The sequence below is a fragment of the Ciceribacter sichuanensis genome, from assembly GCF_024055605.1.
In the GTDB taxonomy this organism is placed as follows: Bacteria; Pseudomonadota; Alphaproteobacteria; order Rhizobiales; family Rhizobiaceae; genus Allorhizobium; species Allorhizobium sichuanense.
The window spans coordinates 32410-52450 of the sequence record NZ_JAMXLX010000010.1 but is presented as its reverse complement, the minus strand read 5'-3'; the positions used below and the strand labels follow the sequence as shown (position 1 = coordinate 52450).

The window sequence follows — 20041 nt, the reverse complement described above, 5'->3', positions numbered from 1 at the left end:
CGAAGATCGCCTGCCGGCGCCTTTCGCTCGCTTCCCTGCCCGTCTTTCTCTTGATCAAGATCGCTGTCTGACACCGGCCATTCCCTTGGTTTCGGCAAAGATTGACAGAAGACTTTCATAACGTCAATCTTGCAAGAAAACTAAAATCAACATAGCTTCATCCCGATTTCGATTGAAGTGGAGAAGCAATCAAGATGACCAGCCCCACACCTCGCGCAGAGCTTCGTGCGCCGCTGCGGATCGATGGCGCCGATATCCGGCTGGTTCGCCTGCCCCTGCTCACACCCTTCACCATCTCGAGCGGAACGATGTACGAGAAGCTCTTCCCCCTGCTCACATTGAAGTCAGGCGGGCTGGAAGGATATGCCGAAGGTGTCATGGATCCCCTCCCTGACTACCTTGAGGAAACTGTCGCCGGAGCACTGGAGCTGATCCGCACGGTTTTTCTGCCGCAGATCATCGGACAGGAGTTTGAAAACCCGCAGGCGCTTCACCGCGTGTTGCAGCCTTGGCGGGCCAATTACATGGCCAAGGCCACCGTCGAGATGGCCTTCTGGGACCTCTGGGCAAAATCGCTGGGGCTCCCCCTCAAGACCATCCTCGGCGGAAATGGCGATGCGGTGGATGTGGGTGTTTCCCTTGGTCTCGGCCCCATCGCGGAGACCCTGGAGCGGGTCGGCATCCACCATGAGCAAGGCTACAAGCGGATCAAGCTCAAGATCAAACCGGGCCACGACCTTCAGCTGGTTTCTGCCGTCCGCGCCGTCTATCCCGACATTCACCTGACAGCCGATGCGAACAGTGCCTACAGCCTGGCGGACAGCATGCTTCTTGCGCGGTTGGACGACTACAATCTCGACTATGTCGAGCAGCCGCTGGCGTGGAATGACATCCATGACCACGCAATCCTACAGACCAGAATGCGGACTTCCATTTGCCTCGACGAAAGCATCCGCGGTCCGGAGGATGCCCGAAAGGCTCTGCAGACGGATGCCGCAAGGGTCATCAACATCAAGGTCGGCCGCGCCGGTGGCTATTTGAACTCGCTGCAGATTCACGATCTCTCGGCCGCCTTTTCCGTCCCCGTCTGGTGCGGCGGGATGCTGGAGAGCGGGATTGGCCGCGCCCATAACATCCATCTGTCGACCCTGCCGAACTTTTCCAAGCCAGGCGACACCTCATCGTCGAGCCGCTATTTCCATCGAGATATCGTCGAGCAGAAGCTTGAGGCCGTGTCGGGCCGCATGGCCGTGCCAACGGCGGGTGCCGGGATCGGCGTCACGCTCGACCACGACTTCCTCGCGCATGTAACGACCTTCAGCGAGAGCCTTGCGGCATGACCGAAGTCGAATTTCGCGACCTCTCGGGCATTACGGAGTTTCGTGCGGCGGAAGCTCTTCAGGTTTCGGTCTGGGGCGCCGGAGACACGCCGGATCCCGCCGACCTGATGATGGTCATCCAGGTCGAAGGAGGCCTCGTCGGCGGGGCATTCGCCGAAGGCCGGCTCGTCGGTTATATCTTCGGATTCCCGACCGGCACTCACGGCATTCAACACTCCCATCGACTGGCCGTACTGCCGGAAATGCGCGGGCGTGGTCTCGGCGCAGAGCTGAAGTGGTATCAGCGCCGATGGTGCCTCGAACGCGGCATCCATCATGTCCGCTGGACTTTCGATCCGTTGAGATCAACGAACGCCAGACTGAACCTCCGTCAACTCGGCGCCCGTTCGAACACATATTATGTCGACTACTACGGCGAGATGGGCGGCATAAACCACGGGCTCCCTTCAGATCGCCTTCTGGTGGATTGGTATCTTGACGATCCGTGCGTGAAAAAGCGACTTGCCGGCTATTCCGAAGCGCCAGCTCTCGGAAACCTGCTACGCATCCCGCTATCGGACGGCGTGCAGAAATCCACGAACCCATCTCCGCCAGACGATCTCGAATGCCGGATTAACCTCAGAAAGGCCCTCTTGGACGCGTTCGCCTGCGGTTATGAACTCATCGACTTCGTGGGCAACGACTATATCTTTCATAAGGTGACAGTGGCGAAGTAACCTGATCTTGGAGCCTGATCTTCCTCCAGATTTTGGCAGGGTCCGTCACCCGGAGAAGACGGCCGGGAAGTCGCAAGGGTCTGAAGCCTTCGGGCATTCGCTGCTCGGCATCCCAGGAATAGATGCCAGTGAGGTTGATTGCTCCCGACTGTGCGGCGAGACGTGCTTGAGCAGTTCGTCGGCAATGTTCCTGCCGTGCTGGCGCAGATGTTGGTTATAGGATGGCCCGCCCTTCCCAAAACGGACCCGGCGAGTTGGGCGCCTGCGACCCTCGCGCTACCATTTGCGGCTCAACAGCCTGTTTTCAGGTTCTTTCGGGTCGACTGACTGGCAATAGAACAGCCACCTGAACCCCGGCCTCTCTTCCGGGAATCGGCGAGGTCACGGAGAGATGCCCGCCGGCACGCTCGGTAATCGCCTTGACGATGGCAAGGCCGAGGCCGCTACCCTCGGAGCCCGTGGCGCCACGCTCGAAGCGCTGAACCAGTTTGCCAATGATATCCGGCGAGAGGGGCGCACCCTCGTTCCGCACACGAAGTTCCCCTGCCGAGTCGAGGGCTACCTCGACAGGTTGATCGGCAGGACCGTGACGCAGCGCGTTCTCGATGAGGTTGCGACAGAGAATGCCGAAGGCGTCGGGATCGAGATCCGAAATCACAGGATCGGGGGGCAGGGAAAGTGTAATCCTCTGGCCAGCACCGCAGCGGGCAAAATCCGCGGTGACCAGTCGCAGAACAGGCCGCAGGTCGGACGGGACTTCCAGCCTGAGGCGACCTCCCTCGGCCCTGGCAAGCTGCATCAGTTTTTCTGACATACGCATCAGCCGTTTCAAGGTCGCTTCGATCTCGGTTGCGCGTTGGGCGGCATTGTCATCCCGCGTTTCCGCCCTTATGCGCTGCGCCTGAGCGATGGCACCGGCAACCGGGGTGCGCAGTTCGTGAGCAGCATTGGCCGCGAAATTGCGCTCGGCCTCGAAGGCAGCCCTCAGGCGGGCGAGCAACTGGTTTATGGCCCCGGTGATAGGTTCCAACTCCGTCGGAAGCCCCGTATCGGGTAAAGGCGAAAGATCCTGCACGCCACGTGTCTCGAGGGCACCTTTCAGCTTTCGAACCGGGCGCAACCCCCCACGCGTGGCAAATGCGATGGCTGCAAGACTAAGCGGGATCACCACGATCAGCGGCAACGCGAGGCTAAGCAACATGCTGCGCCAGACCTTGGTCCGGTGATCGAGCGGTTCGGCCACGGCGATCGTGATTCGTCCGTCGCGTGCCGCATCTGAATAGATCCTATGGGTCTCCGTCTTGCTGAAACCTGCCTTCTCGAAGGGCGGGAATTGGAGGCCTTTCGATCCGTGGGATTGCAGCAGAACCGTGCCGCTCAAGTCCCTTACGACATAGGTCACCGGCTCCTCGCGTTCGTCCAGCCGCTCAATATGCCGGTCGCCCTCGTCGTCGTCTTCGTCGCCGTTGTCGTTGTCGTTATTGCGTTTCCGAAGGTCATGAAGGGCAAGGGGCAATATCCGTTGCGCCGTCGCTTCGAGGTCCCTGTCGAAGACTTGCTCCATTTCTCGCCCGAGCCGATTCGCCGTGACGGAGGCGGCAGCGAGCCACAGGACCGTCACCGACAACCCGACCGCCAGCGCCAGACGCGCCTGAAGCGAGCGAGGGGGCTTCATGACCGCCCCAGGCGATAACCGAGACCGCGTTCCGTTTCGATCACATGTGCCCCGAGCTTCTTGCGCAAGCGGCTGACATGCACCTCGATCGCATTGCTGTCGATTTCCGTGTCGAAGGAGTAGAGCCTCTCCTCAAGCTGTCCCTTGGACAGCAATTGACCGGGGCGCTGCAGGAAGGCCTCGAACAGCACCCATTCTCTCGCGGTCAGAACCACCGGTCGACCGTCCTTGAGAACGCTACGCGCGGCTAAATCGATTTCCAGCGAGCCGAGTGTGATCAGCGGATTGGGATTGCCGACATAACGCCGGGCCACCGAACCGATACGCGCCGAGAGTTCGGCGAGGTCGAAGGGTTTGACCATATAGTCGTCCGCCCCGGCGTTCAGTCCTTCGATCCGGTCGGACACCTGATCGAGCGCCGTGAGGATGATGACGGGGGTGACATCACCGCGCCCGCGAAGAACCTTGAGGAAGGGAATGCCGCGCCCATCGGGCAGCATCAGGTCAAGTAGAACCAAGTCGTAGACGGCGCTCGCCAGCGCGTCGCCCGCCCGGTCGAGCCGTGTGACCCAATCTATCGAATGCCCATCCGAAGCGATCTGGTCGCGCACGGCCGCTCCCAGCACGGTATCGTCTTCGACCAGCAGTACCCTCATCGACCTTCCTCGTCTTTGCGTCATCAGCTTTAGTCCATCACCCGCCTTACGGGAAGCTGAAGCCAGGTCGCACCCTCTGTCAGCGACCGGTCAGCTTCGGAAGGCCATTCTCCTCCCGTCCGAAGTGGAGGAATGACATGACATCTCGAACGGTTCTCACAACGGCATTGATCGCACTTGCGACCGGCACGGCACTGGCCGAGGACGACTGCAACATACCCATGGCGAACTGGCAGCCACGCGAGGCCGTGCGTGCGATGGCAGAGGCGCGCGGCTGGCAGCTGAGGCACATCAAGATGGATGACGGCTGCTACGAGATCCATGCCATCGACGGCAACGGTCGGGCCTTCGAGGCGAAAATCGATCCGCAGACACTCACCGTCATCGAGATCGACGAAGAGCACCACAACCGTCGCTAGTTGGCCTCGCGCATCGACGCTGACGGGAAGCTGAAGCAGATCGCTGCGAGCCGTCAGGAAGCGATCAGCCGGACAGCACATCCAGCAATCATCACACGACCAGGAGCCCATCCATGAAAGAACATCGCAGACTTCTCCTCGCAACCCTCATATCCGGAACTGTTCTTGCGGCTTTCGACGCCTTTGCAGTCCCCCTGCCCTTCTTCAGTTCTGCCGTCCCAGGCGAGGCCGCATCCCGCTCGATGATCCACCCCGTCGACACCGACGATGACGACGTTTGGCTGACGGGCCAGCAGCGCCACGGTGACGACGGTGAAGACGGTGAAGACGATGATGACGACGACAACGAACGGAACGGTCGCTCACAGCCCTCGCCGCTCCCCGCCGGCCCGACAACGCCGCCGAACAACGGTCTGATCCTCAGGGGATCGACCCCGAAGGTTCAGGTCAACTGATCCCCTCCCTCTGATCAAAGGAAACAGACGATGAAATCCCTTGTTGCAGCCCTTGGCCTCACCACCGCGCTCGTTCTCCCCGGCATGGCCCTCGCCCGTGAGGTTACGCTCACCACCAACCTCAAGAACTACGGTGGCGATGGCGCCTATCTCGCCTATTACGTCACGGCCGCCGACGGCACCTATGCCGGCAGCCTGTGGATGGCGGGCGGCAAGGCCAAATACTACGAGCACCTGAGCGGCTGGTACCGGGCCTCCGGCGGGAACACCGCCGAGATCAGCGGCATCACCGGCGCGAGCGTCGGTGCCGGCCGCACGCTCTCCGTGACGCTCGACCTGGCCGACACACTGTTCGACGCGGGCTACGAGTTGCATGTCGATGCTGCCGTCGAAGACATGCGCGACAGCCCGTCGGAGATCGTGGTTCCACTCACCACGAACGGCGCCGCCAAACCGGTTGCCGGCAGCCGCTACATCGCCGACTTCACTTACGGTCTTTGAGCAGAAAGGGTGCACGCCATGATCCGGACGCTTCATCGTTGGCCAGGCCTCATCGCCGCGATTCTCCTGGGCGTCATCGCCTTGAGCGGAGCGGTCCTGTCGATCTATCCCGCCATGGAGGTCTTGAACGCACCACGCTCATCCGGGATGAGCGTGGCTGAACTGGCAAGCCGAGTTCAGGCTCAGGAACCAAGGGTGGAACAGATCCGGCGGGCGCCCTCCGGCAAGATCACTGTCTATTTTTACGAAGGAGACCAGCCCGCCGCCGCTACCATCGATCCAGGGACCGGCGCGAGGATCGGCAGCGCGGACACCCCGGCATTGCAACGCTGGCTGACCAACCTCCATCGTTCCCTGTTTCTCGGTGACGGCGGGCGCATCGTGGTCGCATCGGGCGCCGCCGCCATGCTGTTGCTCAGCCTCTCCGGGCTGCTGCTCCTTGCCCGCCGCTCCGGCGGCTGGCGGCATCTGTTCTCTCCCATGCGCGGCCAGGGCGAGGGGCGCCGTCATGCGGCGATCGCCCGGCTGTCGGTCTGGGGATTGACCCTCTCCTCGGCAACGGCGCTGTGGATGACGGCGGCAACCTTCGGCCTTGTGCCGGAGGGCGCCGGCGCTCCCGCGTTTCCGGCGGCGACGAGCGGCAAGAGCGGACTTCTGCCGGCAGAGATCGCGGCTCTTCAGCAGGTTCCCGTTGATGAACTTCGCTCGCTTACCTTCCCCGCCGCCGGCGACAAGACCGACGTCTATACGCTGAAGACCGCGTCCGGCGAGGGCTACGTCGACCAGGGAAACGGCGCGCTTCTCGCCTGGAACGACGCAGGCGCATGGCAACGCATCGGCGACGTGGTAACTCTTCTGCATACCGGTCGTGGCGCGTCGGTACTGGGACTTCTTCTCGGGCTCTCGGCGCTTGGCGTTCCGATCATGGGCTGGTCCGGCATCCGGCTCTGGTTCTCCGGTCGGCGCAGCCGAAGACAGGCCAGCGTGCCCGCAGGCAAGGCCGACACCATCATCCTCGTCGGCAGCGAGGGCGGCAGCACCTGGGCCTTTGCCGACACACTTCAGGATTCACTGACTTCGATCGGTGCGCAGGTTCACACCGCAGCGATGTCCACCTTTGCCCCGGATCAATGGCCGAAGGCTCGCCGCATCATTCTGCTCGCCGCCACCTATGGCGAGGGTGAAGCACCGGCTTCAGCGAAGGGCTTCCTCGAACGCCTGGGCGGCCTGCCCGGAGCACCCACCGCACCGGTTGCGATCCTGGGCTTCGGTGATCGCAGCTTCCCCGCCTTTTGCGGCTATGCCGCCGAAGTCGCGCGTGCGGCCGAGGCCAAGGGCTGGCAGCAACTGCTGCCCATGGACACCGTCGATCGCCAGTCGCCGCAGGATTTCGCCCGCTGGGGCCGCGCCCTCTCCGCCGTGCTCGGAACCGAATTCGATCTCAATCACCAGCCGAAAAAGCTCCAGACGCGCGAACTGGTTCTCGTGTCGCGGCGCGATTATGGTGCCGAGGTTCAGGCACCGACGGCCATCCTGCGCTTTGCATTGCCGCATGCCTCGATCTGGCAGCGCCTGACCGGACGAACCTTCCCAACCTTCGAGCCCGGCGACCTCATCGGCGTCGTGCCGGAAGGCTCGGTCGTACCCCGCTTCTACTCCCTCGCCTCGGGCAGTCGCGACGGCTTCATCGAGATCTGCGTGCGCAAACAACCGGGCGGACTGTGCTCGACCCAACTGACGCTGATGGAACCCGGCGATCGTGTGCAGGCCTTCCTGCGCCCCAACCCCGTGTTCAAGCCGAAGCGCGGCAATATGCCTGTCCTGCTCATCGGCGCCGGCACCGGCATCGGCCCCCTCGCCGGCTTTGCGAGAAACAACTCGAAGGGTCGGCCGATGCATCTGTTCTTTGGTGCCCGGCATCCCTCAAGCGATGCTCTCTATGCCGAGGAACTGGCGGCGTGGCGAGAAGACGGCAGGCTTGCCTCCATCACCAACGCCTATTCCCGCGGCCCGGCACCGATCTACGTTCAGGACGCCCTTCGCCGGGATGGCGAACGCGTGGCGCGTCTGCTCCGGGACGGGGCACAGGTCATGGTCTGCGGCGGGCGTGACATGGCGGCCGGTGTCGCTGCGGCAATCGGCGAGATTCTTGCGACCCAGGGCATGAGCCCTGCGACATTGAAGGCGGAAGGACGCTATGCGGAAGACGTTTACTGACCTTGTTCGCCACGCTCTGAACGGGCCGACCATGGGAACCCGCTGGTCCGCCCTCTTCCATGCGCCTGCCGGCTTCGACCCCGAGCCTGTCAGGATCGCAATGGCCAAGTCCGTAGCGGAGGTGGATGCGCAGATGTCAACGTGGAAGCCGGACAGCGACCTCAACCGCCTGAGCGCGGCCGACCCCGGCGAGCCGGTCTTGCTGCCTCCGGCGCTGATGGAAGTCCTCGCCGCCGGCCTCAAGATCGGGCGCGTATCGGGCGGGGCCTTCGACATCGGCATGGCCGACGCCGTGGTCGCCTGGGGCTTCGGCCCCAACCGAGCCGACGAGTATCGCATCCGGGCTGCGCGGGCCAAATCTCGCAGCCCGGCCCATGAGGTTCTCGAACTCGATCAGGCGCAAGGAAGCGCCCGAAAGTCGCAGGCGATGGCCTTCGATTTGAACGGTATCGCCAAAGGCTATGCTGTCGACCGTCTCGCCGCCACGGCACAGGCCTTTGGTATCGACGGTGCGCTTCTGTCCATTGATGGGGAATTGCGTGCCATCGGCACCCAGCCGGACGGCTCTGCCTGGACCGTCGCCGTGGAGGCACCGGACAGCGAGCGTCGTGCCGCGCACTCGATCCTCGAACTCACCGACATTGCAGTCGCGACCTCCGGCGACTACCGTCATTGGGTGGAGGTCGGTGGACGCCGTCTCAGCCACACCATGGATCCCCGGCGTGGCATGCCGCTTCTGAACGCCCCCGCCTCCGTCACCGTCCTTGCCGAAACGTGCATGATGGCAGATGCCTGGGCCACCGCAATGATGGTACTGGGCCGTGAACGGGGTCAGCAGCTCGCCCGCTCCCTCGGGCTCTCTGTCTTGTTTATCGATCCTGCTCCCCGGTGAAGCTGTTGGTGCCTTCCACGGGAGCGGTCGGATTATTGCCGTGGGCGTGGTGATAGCGGGCGCATGACCATCTTTGGCCGGCGGAGTGATCGTGGTCTGGGCAAGTGCGGCAATGCTACGGGCGCTCAGCGCTCTCCACGGTCATGACTGACAGAAATCTTTTCATGGATTTCTCCGCTCAGAAACCCGAAGACATACAGTGATCACCCGGCGTCAGCGCCCAATTGTTCCGCAAATATTCCCAAAACGATAGTGCCGGAAGAGGGCATCCGAAGGCAGCGGGCCAGGCGCATCACACACAGCATAACGCACGATCACCGACGCCCAAAGGCGCTGCGAATTTCAGGGTTAAGAAGATCTCCTGCTCGTCAATAGCCGGAAATGGCATCGCCGCGCTGACCGCGTTTTCGCCAGTATCTCAATCGGAGCCTGGGTGCGATGAACCTGGCGAGAATCAGAGCGAGAACGAAGCTCAGCACGACCACGAGCGGGATCCATATCTTGGCGTCTGCGGCCATGACGGGACTGACCAGTACAATGACTGCTCCCAAGCCAAAGAGCACTGCGTTGATCTGCATGGCGCAGATGATGTGAAGCCAGGTGTTCGTCGACATAGTCGTTCCTCCACGTTGCTATCCAAGCCAAACGAGGAAGCGATGAGATCGTTCCGGAGAACCGCCTCGCGGCAATCGTCATGGCCATGAGTTCTGCGGATGGGCGCAAGCGCAAAGCCGGTACGGAACAATATCTCTCCAACCGTCTGAACCGGACAGGATTTTGGAGCGTCAATTTCTCTTCCGATGGCCATTTTTACGGTTCAGCGCGAATACTTGCGGCTGGCCACACAACGTCATGTATTGACGTCAATTCGCGAAAACGCTGCCAGCACCGTGCGTTCGGACTGCAGAAGATAGCTCTCCAGTGCCTCGGCCGCCTCCTTGGTCCTTCCGGCCACCAGCATCTCGACCAGCGCGGCGTTGAGGTCCACATACGGGCCGTGCAGAAGCTCAGGGCTGGCGAGCAGGCCGAAGCTCAAGCGAAGCTCGGCGGCGATTTGCGCGTAGAAGGCATTGAGACGCTGACTGTCGGCGAGGTCCACGATCGCGGCATGGAACACCATGTTCTGGCTGCCGACCGTGCCCCAATCCTTCTCATCGCGGGCGCTCCTTGCGCATTCCACCGCGCTGCGCATGCGCGCGACGGCGGGGTGATTGGGATAGGCTCTGGCGATCGCCTGGCATTCGATCATTCGGCGCACCCGGTAGATGTCGATGATCGAGGCCATGCTGGGAGTGGCGACGAAAACGCCTCGATGGGGTTCGTGGTGCAGCAATCCTTCCTTGGTGAGCAGGCGGAAAGCTTCCCTCAGCGAATTGCGCGAAACCGCGAGATCACCGCTCAAGGCCGCTTCTGACAGGCGCTGACCGGGCTTCAGTTCCCCGGCAATGAGCTTGTCGCGGATCTCTTCCGCCAGGCGAGGCGCAAGCGCCGATGTGGTTTCCTGCTCAGCCATCAATGTCCCTTGAACATTCCAAATGCAAGTAATTGGCCCCAGCGCATCGTTAACGTGCTTTGCACGGAAACGAAACTGCTTCTCCCTCGCAGGAGAGCTTTATGGTCAGCGATGTTTGCCCAGCTGCATCCGTGCATCGCGCCTGACGGCAACCCTCCAGACTTGTGAAGGCCAGTGCCGACAACCGATCCGGGATGGTGCATATCTACGCAAATCGAGGAGATAAGTGCCCAAGAGGAAAGCAAATCGCTCAACATTTGTCCACAATGGTAGAACGATGCAATAAAATTGTTGAACAATATTGACAGAATTGTGAAACCAGACGACCTTGCCTTTATCGATAGTCAATTCCGCCACGAGTTTCGAACAATCGATCGATCAACGGAGAGGGTAACATGGATCAGAATTCGACATCCCAAAGCAGCGCCAGCCCCGGCGGCATGTCCGCAAGGTCACGCCGCGCGGCATTGACGGCCGCGATCTTCCTCATGGCAACCTCGGCCATCGGGCCGGGCTTCATCACCCAGACGGCGACCTTCACGACCAAGCTCGGGTCTGCCTTTGCCTTTGCCATTCTGGCGTCGATCCTGATCGATTTCGTGGTGCAGTTGAACATCTGGCGGATCGTGACGCTCACCAGGATGCGCGCCTCCGATATTGCCAATGCCGCCGTTCCGGGCACGGGTTATGTGCTGGCCGTTCTCGTCATCGTCGGCGGCCTTTTCTTCAACATCGGCAATATCGGCGGCTCCGGCCTCGGCCTCAACGCCATGCTCGGCATCGATCCGAAATGGGGCGGTGCGGTCAGCGCGCTGATCGCCATCGCCATATTCCTGTCGAAGCGCGCAGGCGTCGCCATCGACCGGCTGATCATCGTGGCCGGCGTCCTGATGATCGTCCTGACGCTTTATGTCGCCATCGTTTCCGGTCCCCCGGTCGGTGATGCGCTTTTCCAGACCTTCCTGCCGAGCACGATCGACTTCGCCACGATCACCACCATCGTCGGCGGCACCGTCGGCGGCTACATCACCTATTCCGGCGCCCATCGCCTGCTCGACAAGGGGACGGTCGGCATCGAAAACCTCGGAGCCGTCAACCGCGCGGCGCTGACGGGCATCGCCGTCACCGGGCTGATGCGCTATGTGCTCTTCCTTGCAATCCTCGGCGTCGTTGCCAGCGGTGTCGTGATCGACATCTCGGGCAAGGGGGCAAACCCTGCAGCGCAGGCTTTCCAGGCCGCCGCCGGCGATGTCGGCTATCGCATCTTCGGTGCCGTGCTGTGGTTTGCCGCGATCACCTCGGTCATCGGTGCCGCCTATACCTCGGTCTCGTTCATCACCGTCTTCAAGAAGGACATCAGCGAACGCGCCCGCAACATCGCCACCGTGATCTTCATCGCCGTATCGCTGTTCTTCTACGTGGTCATCACCACGCCACCGGCCCAGATGCTCGTCTTCGTCGGCGGTCTGAACGGTCTGATCCTGCCGATCGGCCTGTCGATCTTCATCTATGCGGCCTGGGCTCGTTCGGACCTCATGGGCGGCTATCGCTATCCGCGCTGGTTGCTGGCGCTCGGTGTGCTGACCTGCGCGCTCACCTGGTACATGGGCTACAAGTCGATCGGCCCGATCTTCGCGCTGCTGACTGCTTCCTGAGGAAAAGAGACATGACTGCCATCGATCTGAACAGTGACCTCGGTGAAAGCTATGGCGCCTGGGCCATGGGCGATGACGCGGCAATGCTCGCCATCGTGTCCAGCGCCAATGTCGCCTGCGGCTTCCATGCCGGGGACCCCGCCGGCATTCTGAAGACCGTCAAGGCGGCGGCCGGGAAAGGTGTTTCCATCGGGGCGCATGTCTCCTATCCGGATCGCGTCGGCTTCGGCCGGCGCGACATGGACGTGACGGGCGGAGAACTCATCGCCGACGTCATCTATCAGATCGGTGCCCTCAAGGGCATCGCCGCCGCTGCCGGCGTTGGCGTCGGATATGTCAAGCCGCATGGCGCGCTTTACAATCGCATCGCATACGATCCGAAGCAGGGCCAGGCGGTGATCGATGGCATCAAGGCCATCGACCCCTCGCTCGTCCTGATGGGCCTTGCAGGATCTCCAATCCTCGAACTCGCCCGCAAGTCGGGCCTGAACGTGGTCGCGGAAGCTTTCGCCGACCGCGCCTACACGCCGGACGGTCAGCTTGTTTCCCGTCGCGAAGAAGGTTCCGTCCTGCATGACCCACAACTGATCGCCCGCCGCATGCTGCAGCTTGCCCGTGAAGGTACGCTCGAAGCGATCGACGGCTCGACCATCAGGATCGACGCGCAGTCGATCTGCGTCCACGGCGACAGCCCCGGTGCCGTTGCCATCGCGCGGGAAATCCGGCGCGCATTCGAGGCCGATGGCATCACCGTCCGCTCGTTCCTGACGGCTTGATCAGGATCATCGAAGGAAGAACACAATGATCGCGACAGACCATCTTCGTCACGTCAATACCGAGCCGGCCCGTATCGCCCGCGAGCGTTATCGCGCAGGCGCGATCGAGCCGACCTCCGGCGTTGCCCCCGGCTTCACCCAGGCCAACATGATCGTGCTGCCGCGCGACTGGGCCTTCGATTTCCTGCTTTATGCGCAACGCAATCCGAAAGCCTGCCCGGTTCTCGACGTCTCCGATCCGGGCTCGCACGCGACGCTTCTGGCGCCGGGCGCGGACCTGCGCAAGGATCTGCCGCTCTATCGCATCTGGCGCGATGGCAAGCTCGCCGAGGAAACCGCCGATGCGACCGCCGCCTGGGCGGAACATCCCGATCTCGTCAGCTTCCTCATCGGCTGCAGTTTCACCTTCGAAACCCCCATGGTCGAAGCCGGCATCGAAATTCGTCACATCACCGACAAGTCGAACGTGCCGATGTACCTGACCGACAAGCCCTGCCGCCCGGCCGGTCGCCTGCACGGGAACATGGTGGTCTCGATGCGGCCGATCAAGGCGTCGCGGGTCGCCGATGCGGCCACGATCTCCGGTCGTTTCCCGTCGGTGCATGGCGCGCCCGTGCATGTCGGTGCTCCCGAAGAGATCGGCATCCGGGATCTTTCCAGGCCGGAATTCGGTGATCCGGTGCGCATCGAGCCCGGTGAGGTTCCCGTCTTCTGGGCCTGCGGCGTCACCCCTCAGGCGGCCGTTATGGCGTCTGGCGTGCCCTTCGCAATCACCCATGCGCCGGGGCATATGTTCATTACCGACATTCCCGATTCCGCATATCACGCCTGAGGTTTCGATGCGTTTCCTGCCCGTCAGCCTGACAGTTCTGCTGGTAGAACTCGCCGATCTCGACGAGACGCTGGCGCTGTTCGCCTCGCTCGAAGCCGATCCGGTGGAAGGCATCGAGGACATGGTGCCCGCCGCCCGCACGCTGATGGTTCGCTTCCGGCCCTCAAGGCTGTCGGCGGAAGAGCTCGCCGGCGAAATCGCAACCCGCGATTTGTCGGCCCGCGTTGCCACCTCCGACAAGCTTGTCGAGATCCCGGTCAGCTATCATGGCGAAGACCTGGCCGACGTGGCGGAGCTGACGGGTCTTTCGGTCGAAGAGGTCATCCGCCGCCATACCGAGAGCACCTTCACAGTGGCCTTCTGCGGCTTCGCTCCCGGCTTCGGCTATCTCGTCGGCGGCGATCCTGCACTTCACGTGCCGCGCCGCAGCAGCCCGCGCACGAAAATTCCGGCGGGCTCGGTCGCCCTGGCCGGCGCGTTCTCCGGCGTCTATCCGCAAGCCAGCCCCGGCGGCTGGCAGATCATCGGCACGACACCGGAAAAGATGTGGGACCTGTCACGCGATCCGCCGGCGCTGTTTCAGCCCGGCTACAGGGTGAGGTTCTTCGATCTGGAAAAGAGGACGGTTCCCGTTTCCGCCACGGGGACGAAGGTTGCCGTCGCTCCAACGGTCGCGGCCGCCGCCGACGGTCCGACGCTGAAAGTTTTGACCGCTCCCGTGCCGGCCCTGTTCCAGGATCTCGGCCGTTTCGGACAGACCGGTCAGGGCGTGTCGGCATCCGGCGCGCTCGACCAGGGCGCGTTCAAGGCTGCCAACCGCGTCGTCGGAAATCCCGTCAACGCACCCTGTCTCGAAATCATCCCGGGTGGCTTCTCCTTCGAGGTATCCGGCCGCGCCGTGATGGCGCTTACCGGCGCCCCCTGCCCGATCTCGATCCGCGACGCCTCCGGCCGCATCAGCAAGGCCGAGACCTATCATCCAATCTCGCTCGAAGCAGGCGACATCGTTACCCTTGGCCATGCCCCCCGGGGAATGCGCAGCTACCTCGCCGTCCGCGGCGGCTTTCGCGTGAAGCCGGTCCTCGGCAGCGCCTCGACCGATACGCTGGCCGTGGTGGGACCCGATCCGGTCACCACGGGAGCGCTGCTGACAGTCGACAGCGAAACATCGAACCTGACCAGTGTTTCGCTATCCGAAATGCCCGCCTTCGATCATCCGGCTCCCAGCGAAATCGTAACGCTCGACGTGATCATGGGGCCGCGCAGCGACTGGTTTACGCAGACGGGCATCGCCACGCTCTCCGACCAGCTCTGGCAGGTGACGCCACAATCGAACCGCGTGGGTATCCGCCTTGCCGGCGAGGTCTCGCTGGAACGCAAGGACAGGGCGGAACTGCCGAGCGAAGGCACGGCCACCGGCGCCATCCAGGTGCCGCACAGCGGCCAGCCGGTTCTGTTCCTGGCGGACCATCCGCTGACCGGCGGCTATCCCGTCATCGGCACGGTGGCGGACTACCATCTCGATCTCGCCGGGCAGATCCCGGTCAATGCCCGGATACGTTTCAGGCCCGTGACGGGTTTCGCCGATATTCAGCCGAGCAAGGCTTGAGACGCGCGGACCCGCGGCCAACAAGAACAGTGAGGAGACATCCATGAAGAAAGTGCTGATCGCCAACCGCGGCGAAATCGCCGTCCGCATCATCCGCGCCTGTCGTGACCATGGCCTGCAATCGGTCGCGGTCTATGCGGACACGGACATGGATGCACTCTTCGTCACACTGGCCGACGAGGCCTATGGACTGGAGGGCAGCCGGCCGGCGGAGACCTATCTCGACATCGAAAAGCTGATCGCCATCGCCAAGCGTTCCGGGGCCGATGCGGTCCATCCGGGCTACGGATTCCTGTCCGAACGGGCCGAGTTTGCCCGCGCCGTACAGCAGGCGGGACTGATCTGGATCGGCCCCGACCCGCATGTCATCGAAGCGCTCGGCGACAAGGTTGAAGCGCGGCGGATTGCCCTGAGCGTCGGAGCACCGCTCGTCGCCGGAAGCGACGGCCCCGTCGAGACGGCCGCGGAAGTGGTCGCCTTTGCCGAACAGCATGGCCTTCCGGTCGCCATCAAGGCGGCCCATGGCGGCGGCGGGCGTGGACTCAAGGTTGCCTGGAAGATGGAGGAAGTGGCGGAACTCTACGAATCCGCCGTTCGCGAGGCAAAGGCCGCCTTCGGTCGCGGCGAATGTTTCCTCGAACGCTTCCTTGACCGCCCCCGCCATATCGAGGCGCAGGTTCTGGCCGACAAGCACGGCAATGTCCTGGTGCTCGGCACCCGAGACTGCTCGCTGCAGCGCCGCAACCAGAAACTCGTCGAGGAGGCCCCCGCGCCCTTCCTCTCGCAGGCCCAGCGCCAGCAGATCCATGATGCCGCTAGGCGCATCTGCGCCGCGGCCGGATATTCGGGCGCCGGCACGGTCGAATTTCTGCTCGGTATTGACGGCACGATCTCCTTCCTCGAGGTCAATACCCGGCTTCAGGTCGAACATCCGGTGACCGAAGAGACGACCGGTATCGATCTGGTCATCGAACAGTTCCGCATTGCCGACGGTTTGCCGCTGCAAGTCACTGAGACACCCGCGCCACGCGGTCATGCGATCGAGTTTCGCATCAATGCCGAAGATCCGGGTCGTGGCTTCCTGCCGACGCCGGGCACGATCTCGACCTTCTCCCCTCCCTCCGGCCCCGGCATCCGCCTCGATAGCGGCGTGGTGTCCGGCTCGACGGTGCCCGGCACCTTCGATTCCCTGACGGCCAAGCTGATCGTCGTCGGCGCGACCCGGGAGCAGGCCCTCGCGCGCGCGCGCCGCGCTCTGGGAGAATTCCGGATTGAAGGGGTCGCCACCGTTCTTCCCTTCCATCGCGCCGTGGTGGAAAACGACGACTTCATCGGTGAAGGCGGCTTCAAGGTGCATACGCGCTGGATCGAAACGGATTTCGCATCGACTTTGGAGGCCGCCGCCCGGCCCGAGCCGATCGCCGACACCACGCTGATCCGCACCTATGTCGAGATCGATGGCAAGCGCCACGCCCTCGGGATTCCGGCCGCCATGCTGGCCGGTCTCGGCGGCCTGGTCGGGTCCGGCATCGGTCAGACACCGGTGGCCGATGCGGAAGACGCCTCGAGCATTACGGCGCCCATTTCCGGCACGCTACAGGCGTTCAGGGTCGAGGATGGCGCGGAGGTCGCCGTCGGAGACCTGATCGCGGTGATGGAAGCGATGAAGATGGAAACCCAGGTCATCGCGACACGCAACGGCAAGATTCGGCTGAAAGCAAGCGCCAACGACTATCTGCAGGCCGGGGACGAAATCGCACGTTTCGAAGGGTGAGAAAGGACGCTCACCCGCGTTGCTGCATGGGGCGTAGGACAGACGGCTTTCAGCAGTTAAGACGGACGCTAAGCTCTTGCTGTTTTATGGGATCTAGGGTGACCCGTGCGCTTGGATGTAATTCGCCATGCCCCTGATCGACTTGAACTCGAAGGCGCGGCTGGGAAGATCGCGCGTCCATTCGAGCACGAAGCCGACTTCAAGCCCCCCCGAGACTGCTTGGGCAATCGGCATCAGGTTGCAGATCGGCTCGCCTTAGTGACACGGCTCTAGGCGACGAACCCCGCACGCGTCTTCAGAATGGCCGAAAAGCGCGGGTCGAACGTGCGACCGATCGGCTCGGCGGCGGCGCCAACCGCCACGGCCCAGGGATCGGTAAAGCCGAGTTGAAGCCGGGGAAACGTGCGGTCCCGCCGTTCCGCGATGGACGGAAGCAGAGGATCGAGGGACTGCATCAGGAGACGCGCAAGCGTTTCCGGCAAACTCCCGCAGAGGATGATCGTTTGCGGATCGAAGATGGTTTCGCTCATCTGGATCGTCGCGCGCAGATCCGCCGCGGCGCCCTCCACCCATTCGAGCAGTCTTGGGTTCCTCATCGCTACGGCATCCGTAATCCTGCCATACAGGTCGTCGATGGCTGGATCTATATCCATAACCTTGCAGAGCGAGGCGATGGAAGTGCGATGCTCAAGCGGGGAAAGCCTTCCCTCGGGTCGGGTGGTAAGAACCATGCCGATTTCGCCCGCATTACCATTCGCACCGCGATAAAGATCCCCGTCAAGGATAAGACCGGCGCCAAGGCCATAACCGAGATAGAGACATATGGCGTGGTCGATCCCGTTGGCTGCGCCGATCATTTTTTCCGCCGTGGCTGCCGCTGCTGCGTCATTCTGGAGCGCAACGTCTAATCCGGTGCCCACGGCAAGCGTCTCGAGCAGTGGAAAATTCTGCCATGCGCTCATCATCCAGGGATCGTCATCGACCGTCTCGATACCGAAAGGCCCGGGCATCGCCACGCCAAGTCCAACGAGGCGTTCTTCAGAATGGGTAGCGATCTTCGCCAGTTCCCTGCGCGTTTTCTCCACGAGATCGAGCACTGTTTTTACGCCGGCCGACGGGCCACCTTGAGGCAGGCTGGCGGCAAAGCGGACCAAAACAGTTCCGACAAGATCAACTGCGATGGAGCGAGTGACATGGCGATCGATCTGCAAGCCGATGGCATAGGCGCCCTCCGGCACAAGCCTGTAGGGCGTCGAAGGCTGGCCGCGCCCGCTACGCACGGCGGTCAGCGACACGACAAGACCGTCGCGTTCCAGTTCATCCACGATGTTCGACACCGTCTGTTTCGTCAATGCCGTCGCGCGCGCCAGGTCGGCACGTGACAATTGCCCGTTCAACCGAAGTGCTTCCACGATCACGCGCCGGTTATGCGCGCTCGCACCTTCCAGATTCGTCCCGCGCTTGGCGCGGATGGGGCGGACATTGTTCATCGGAGATTTCCTCTTGACACGTTTAGATTATCGAACAATAAATAAGTCAAGACAATTGACTTAATGAAGCCAAAGAAGCTTCCGGGGAACAAATCGGAAAACGGCGAGCGCCGAATCCACGCGTTTCGATCGATATGTCGACGGCTGCCGCAAAGAGCGGCGGAAATTTCAGCGCCGGACGACGCCAAGCGTCCCGGCCATCGAATCTGATCGCCAATGGAGGGCAAGATGTTGAAGAACACGCATAAACTGCTGATCGGAACCGGCTTCGCCGCGCTGTCATTCGCAAGCAGTGCTTTCGCAGAGACGACGCTGAACGCGCTTTTTATGGCGCAGGCGGCCTATAGCGAGGACGATGTCCGCGCCATGACGGAGGCTTTTACGAAAGCCAACCCGGACATCAAGGTGAATCTCGAATTCGTCCCTTACGAAGGCCTGCATGACAAGACAGTGCTGGCCCAGGGATCCGGCGGCGGTTACGACGTCGTGCTGTTCGACGTGATCTGGCCGGCCGAATACGCAAGCAACAACGTTCTCGTCGATATTTCCGACCGCATTACCGACGATATGAAGAAAGGCATCCTGCCGGGAGCGTGGACCACGGTCCAATATAGCGGCAAGAGCTACGGCATGCCCTGGATTCTCGATACGAAGTATATGTTCTACAACAAGGAAATCCTCGAAAAGGCCGGCATCAAGGCGCCGCCCCGCACATGGGACGAACTTGCGGAGCAAGCCAAGATCATCAAGGACAAGGGGTTGCTTTCAACACCGATCGCCTGGAGTTGGTCTCAGGCGGAAGCGGCAGTCTGCGACTATACCACTCTCGTCAGTGCTTATGGCGGAGACTTCCTCAAGGACGGAAAGCCTGATTTCCAGACCGGTGGCGGGCTCGACGCTTTGAACTACATGGTGACGAGCTATAATTCCGGCCTGACCAATCCGAACTCCAAGGAATTCCTGGAAGAGGATGTCCGCAAGGTGTTCCAGAATGGCGAAGCCGCTTTTGCCCTCAACTGGACCTATATGTACAACATGGCCAACGATCCCAAGGAAAGCAAGGTAGCGGGGAAAGTGGGCATTGTTCCCGCACCGGGCGTCACCGGCAAGAGCGAGGTGTCCGCAGTCAACGGTTCAATGGGACTCGGCGTCACGACCACCAGCAAGCATCCTGAGGAAGCCTGGAAGTACATCGTCCACATGACTTCCCAGCCCGTGCAGAATGAATATGCGAAACTCAGCCTGCCCATATGGGCTTCATCGTATGATGATCCGGCCGTGACGAAGGGTCAGGAAGAGCTTATCGCCGCTGCCAAGCTCGGCCTTGCCGCCATGTATCCTCGCCCCACCACTCCGAAGTATCAGGAACTGTCGACGGCCCTGCAACAGGCCATACAGGAAGCGCTTCTGGGACAATCCTCGGCAGAGGATGCGCTGAAGACTGCCGCGGAAAACAGCGGCCTCTGATCCGACCGCTTTCCGTCACCATCCCAGGGATGGTGACGGAAACTCCTCCCTGAT

Annotated in this window: 18 protein-coding genes; 13 read left to right on the top strand and 5 right to left on the bottom strand. The window is 62.2% G+C overall.

The features are described from left to right. The first annotated feature begins 194 nt into the window (after positions 1 to 194). Together menC and NBH21_RS22625 are read left to right on the top strand one after the other, a co-directional pair. Positions 195 to 1340, top strand: a complete 1146-nt coding sequence (menC, locus tag NBH21_RS22630; protein ID WP_250913061.1) for an o-succinylbenzoate synthase — start codon at positions 195 to 197, stop codon at positions 1338 to 1340. Continuing rightward, the gene (locus tag NBH21_RS22625) at positions 1337 to 2056 is read left to right on the top strand and encodes a GNAT family N-acetyltransferase (RefSeq protein ID WP_250913060.1); all 720 of its coding nucleotides are present in this window, start codon (positions 1337 to 1339) and stop codon (positions 2054 to 2056) included. The genes menC and NBH21_RS22625 overlap by 4 nt, the downstream gene beginning before the upstream one ends. A gap of 304 nt (positions 2057 to 2360) precedes the next feature. On the opposite strand, the gene NBH21_RS22620 is transcribed toward NBH21_RS22625, so the two are convergent. Next, on the bottom strand, positions 2361 to 3731 hold the full coding sequence (locus tag NBH21_RS22620; RefSeq protein WP_250913059.1) for a sensor histidine kinase: 1371 nt from the start codon (positions 3729 to 3731) through the stop codon (positions 2361 to 2363). Continuing rightward, a complete protein-coding gene (locus NBH21_RS22615) occupies positions 3728 to 4387 on the bottom strand; it encodes a response regulator transcription factor (RefSeq protein WP_250913058.1) in 660 nt (219 codons plus the stop codon). The genes NBH21_RS22620 and NBH21_RS22615 overlap by 4 nt, the downstream gene beginning before the upstream one ends. A 137-nt stretch (positions 4388 to 4524) precedes the next feature. Between NBH21_RS22615 and NBH21_RS22610 the strand changes: the two genes are divergently transcribed. The 5 genes from NBH21_RS22610 to NBH21_RS22590 all read left to right on the top strand — a co-directional run bounded on the left by NBH21_RS22610 (position 4525) and on the right by NBH21_RS22590 (position 8871). Next, entirely contained in the window at positions 4525 to 4806 is a 282-nt protein-coding gene (locus NBH21_RS22610) for a PepSY domain-containing protein (protein WP_250913057.1), read from the top strand. 113 nt (positions 4807 to 4919) lie between these two features. Further along, positions 4920 to 5261, top strand: coding sequence for a hypothetical protein (locus NBH21_RS22605; RefSeq protein WP_250913056.1), 342 nt, complete (start codon positions 4920 to 4922; stop codon positions 5259 to 5261). Between the two features lie 30 nt (positions 5262 to 5291). Then, on the top strand, positions 5292 to 5762 hold the full coding sequence (locus tag NBH21_RS22600) for a DUF2271 domain-containing protein (RefSeq protein WP_250913055.1): 471 nt from the start codon (positions 5292 to 5294) through the stop codon (positions 5760 to 5762). A gap of 18 nt (positions 5763 to 5780) precedes the next feature. Next, positions 5781 to 7979, top strand: a complete 2199-nt coding sequence (locus NBH21_RS22595) for a PepSY domain-containing protein (protein ID WP_250913054.1) — start codon at positions 5781 to 5783, stop codon at positions 7977 to 7979. Beyond that, positions 7960 to 8871 (top strand): FAD:protein FMN transferase, encoded by a 912-nt coding sequence (locus NBH21_RS22590; RefSeq protein ID WP_250913053.1) that lies wholly within the window; start codon positions 7960 to 7962, stop codon positions 8869 to 8871. The genes NBH21_RS22595 and NBH21_RS22590 overlap by 20 nt, the downstream gene beginning before the upstream one ends. A 368-nt stretch (positions 8872 to 9239) precedes the next feature. On the opposite strand, the gene NBH21_RS22585 is transcribed toward NBH21_RS22590, so the two are convergent. Together NBH21_RS22585 and NBH21_RS22580 are read right to left on the bottom strand one after the other, a co-directional pair. Continuing rightward, positions 9240 to 9485, bottom strand: a complete 246-nt coding sequence (locus tag NBH21_RS22585) for a hypothetical protein (RefSeq protein ID WP_250913052.1) — start codon at positions 9483 to 9485, stop codon at positions 9240 to 9242. A 236-nt stretch (positions 9486 to 9721) separates the two neighbouring features. Continuing rightward, a complete protein-coding gene (locus NBH21_RS22580; protein ID WP_250913051.1) occupies positions 9722 to 10384 on the bottom strand; it encodes a GntR family transcriptional regulator in 663 nt (220 codons plus the stop codon). Positions 10385 to 10779: 395 nt separating this feature from the next. Between NBH21_RS22580 and NBH21_RS22575 the strand changes: the two genes are divergently transcribed. Genes NBH21_RS22575 through NBH21_RS22555 form a run of 5 tightly spaced genes read left to right on the top strand, consistent with a single transcriptional unit; the run spans position 10780 to position 17030 of the window. Continuing rightward, the gene (locus tag NBH21_RS22575) at positions 10780 to 12039 is read left to right on the top strand and encodes an NRAMP family divalent metal transporter (RefSeq protein WP_250913050.1); all 1260 of its coding nucleotides are present in this window, start codon (positions 10780 to 10782) and stop codon (positions 12037 to 12039) included. A gap of 11 nt (positions 12040 to 12050) precedes the next feature. After that, the gene (locus NBH21_RS22570) at positions 12051 to 12815 is read left to right on the top strand and encodes a LamB/YcsF family protein (RefSeq protein WP_250913049.1); all 765 of its coding nucleotides are present in this window, start codon (positions 12051 to 12053) and stop codon (positions 12813 to 12815) included. Between the two features lie 25 nt (positions 12816 to 12840). Continuing rightward, positions 12841 to 13647, top strand: a complete 807-nt coding sequence (locus tag NBH21_RS22565; RefSeq protein WP_250913048.1) for a putative hydro-lyase — start codon at positions 12841 to 12843, stop codon at positions 13645 to 13647. Positions 13648 to 13654: 7 nt separating this feature from the next. Then, positions 13655 to 15256 carry a 5-oxoprolinase subunit B/C family protein gene (locus tag NBH21_RS22560; protein WP_250913047.1) on the top strand — a complete coding sequence of 534 codons (1602 nt, stop codon included), beginning with the start codon at positions 13655 to 13657 and terminating at the stop codon, positions 15254 to 15256. 43 nt (positions 15257 to 15299) lie between these two features. Further along, positions 15300 to 17030 (top strand): acetyl/propionyl/methylcrotonyl-CoA carboxylase subunit alpha, encoded by a 1731-nt coding sequence (locus NBH21_RS22555; protein WP_250913046.1) that lies wholly within the window; start codon positions 15300 to 15302, stop codon positions 17028 to 17030. Between the two features lie 269 nt (positions 17031 to 17299). Here the strand turns inward: NBH21_RS22555 and NBH21_RS22550 are convergent, their stop codons facing one another. Next, a complete protein-coding gene (locus tag NBH21_RS22550) occupies positions 17300 to 18520 on the bottom strand; it encodes an ROK family transcriptional regulator (protein WP_250913045.1) in 1221 nt (406 codons plus the stop codon). A 228-nt stretch (positions 18521 to 18748) separates the two neighbouring features. On the opposite strand from NBH21_RS22550, the gene NBH21_RS22545 reads away from it, so the two are divergent. Next, positions 18749 to 19987 (top strand): extracellular solute-binding protein, encoded by a 1239-nt coding sequence (locus tag NBH21_RS22545; RefSeq protein WP_250913044.1) that lies wholly within the window; start codon positions 18749 to 18751, stop codon positions 19985 to 19987. The last annotated feature ends 54 nt before the right edge of the window (positions 19988 to 20041 follow it).

Bases quoted from the DNA above. Each gene is read 5' to 3' on its own strand.
- NBH21_RS22610 (WP_250913057.1), top strand. From the start codon at position 4,525: ATGACATCTCGAACGGTTCTCACAACGGCATTGATCGCACTTGCGACC.
- NBH21_RS22605 (WP_250913056.1), top strand. From the start codon at position 4,920: ATGAAAGAACATCGCAGACTTCTCCTCGCAACCCTCATATCCGGAACT.
- NBH21_RS22590 (WP_250913053.1), top strand. From the start codon at position 7,960: ATGCGGAAGACGTTTACTGACCTTGTTCGCCACGCTCTGAACGGGCCG.
- NBH21_RS22600 (WP_250913055.1), top strand. From the start codon at position 5,292: ATGAAATCCCTTGTTGCAGCCCTTGGCCTCACCACCGCGCTCGTTCTC.
- NBH21_RS22545 (WP_250913044.1), top strand. From the start codon at position 18,749: ATGTTGAAGAACACGCATAAACTGCTGATCGGAACCGGCTTCGCCGCG.
- NBH21_RS22565 (WP_250913048.1), top strand. From the start codon at position 12,841: ATGATCGCGACAGACCATCTTCGTCACGTCAATACCGAGCCGGCCCGT.
- NBH21_RS22570 (WP_250913049.1), top strand. From the start codon at position 12,051: ATGACTGCCATCGATCTGAACAGTGACCTCGGTGAAAGCTATGGCGCC.
- NBH21_RS22550 (WP_250913045.1), bottom strand. From the start codon at position 18,520: ATGAACAATGTCCGCCCCATCCGCGCCAAGCGCGGGACGAATCTGGAA.
- NBH21_RS22595 (WP_250913054.1), top strand. From the start codon at position 5,781: ATGATCCGGACGCTTCATCGTTGGCCAGGCCTCATCGCCGCGATTCTC.
- NBH21_RS22555 (WP_250913046.1), top strand. From the start codon at position 15,300: ATGAAGAAAGTGCTGATCGCCAACCGCGGCGAAATCGCCGTCCGCATC.
- NBH21_RS22620 (WP_250913059.1), bottom strand. From the start codon at position 3,731: ATGAAGCCCCCTCGCTCGCTTCAGGCGCGTCTGGCGCTGGCGGTCGGG.
- NBH21_RS22580 (WP_250913051.1), bottom strand. From the start codon at position 10,384: ATGGCTGAGCAGGAAACCACATCGGCGCTTGCGCCTCGCCTGGCGGAA.
- menC (WP_250913061.1), top strand. From the start codon at position 195: ATGACCAGCCCCACACCTCGCGCAGAGCTTCGTGCGCCGCTGCGGATC.
- NBH21_RS22615 (WP_250913058.1), bottom strand. From the start codon at position 4,387: ATGAGGGTACTGCTGGTCGAAGACGATACCGTGCTGGGAGCGGCCGTG.
- NBH21_RS22560 (WP_250913047.1), top strand. From the start codon at position 13,655: ATGCGTTTCCTGCCCGTCAGCCTGACAGTTCTGCTGGTAGAACTCGCC.
- NBH21_RS22585 (WP_250913052.1), bottom strand. From the start codon at position 9,485: ATGTCGACGAACACCTGGCTTCACATCATCTGCGCCATGCAGATCAAC.
- NBH21_RS22575 (WP_250913050.1), top strand. From the start codon at position 10,780: ATGGATCAGAATTCGACATCCCAAAGCAGCGCCAGCCCCGGCGGCATG.
- NBH21_RS22625 (WP_250913060.1), top strand. From the start codon at position 1,337: ATGACCGAAGTCGAATTTCGCGACCTCTCGGGCATTACGGAGTTTCGT.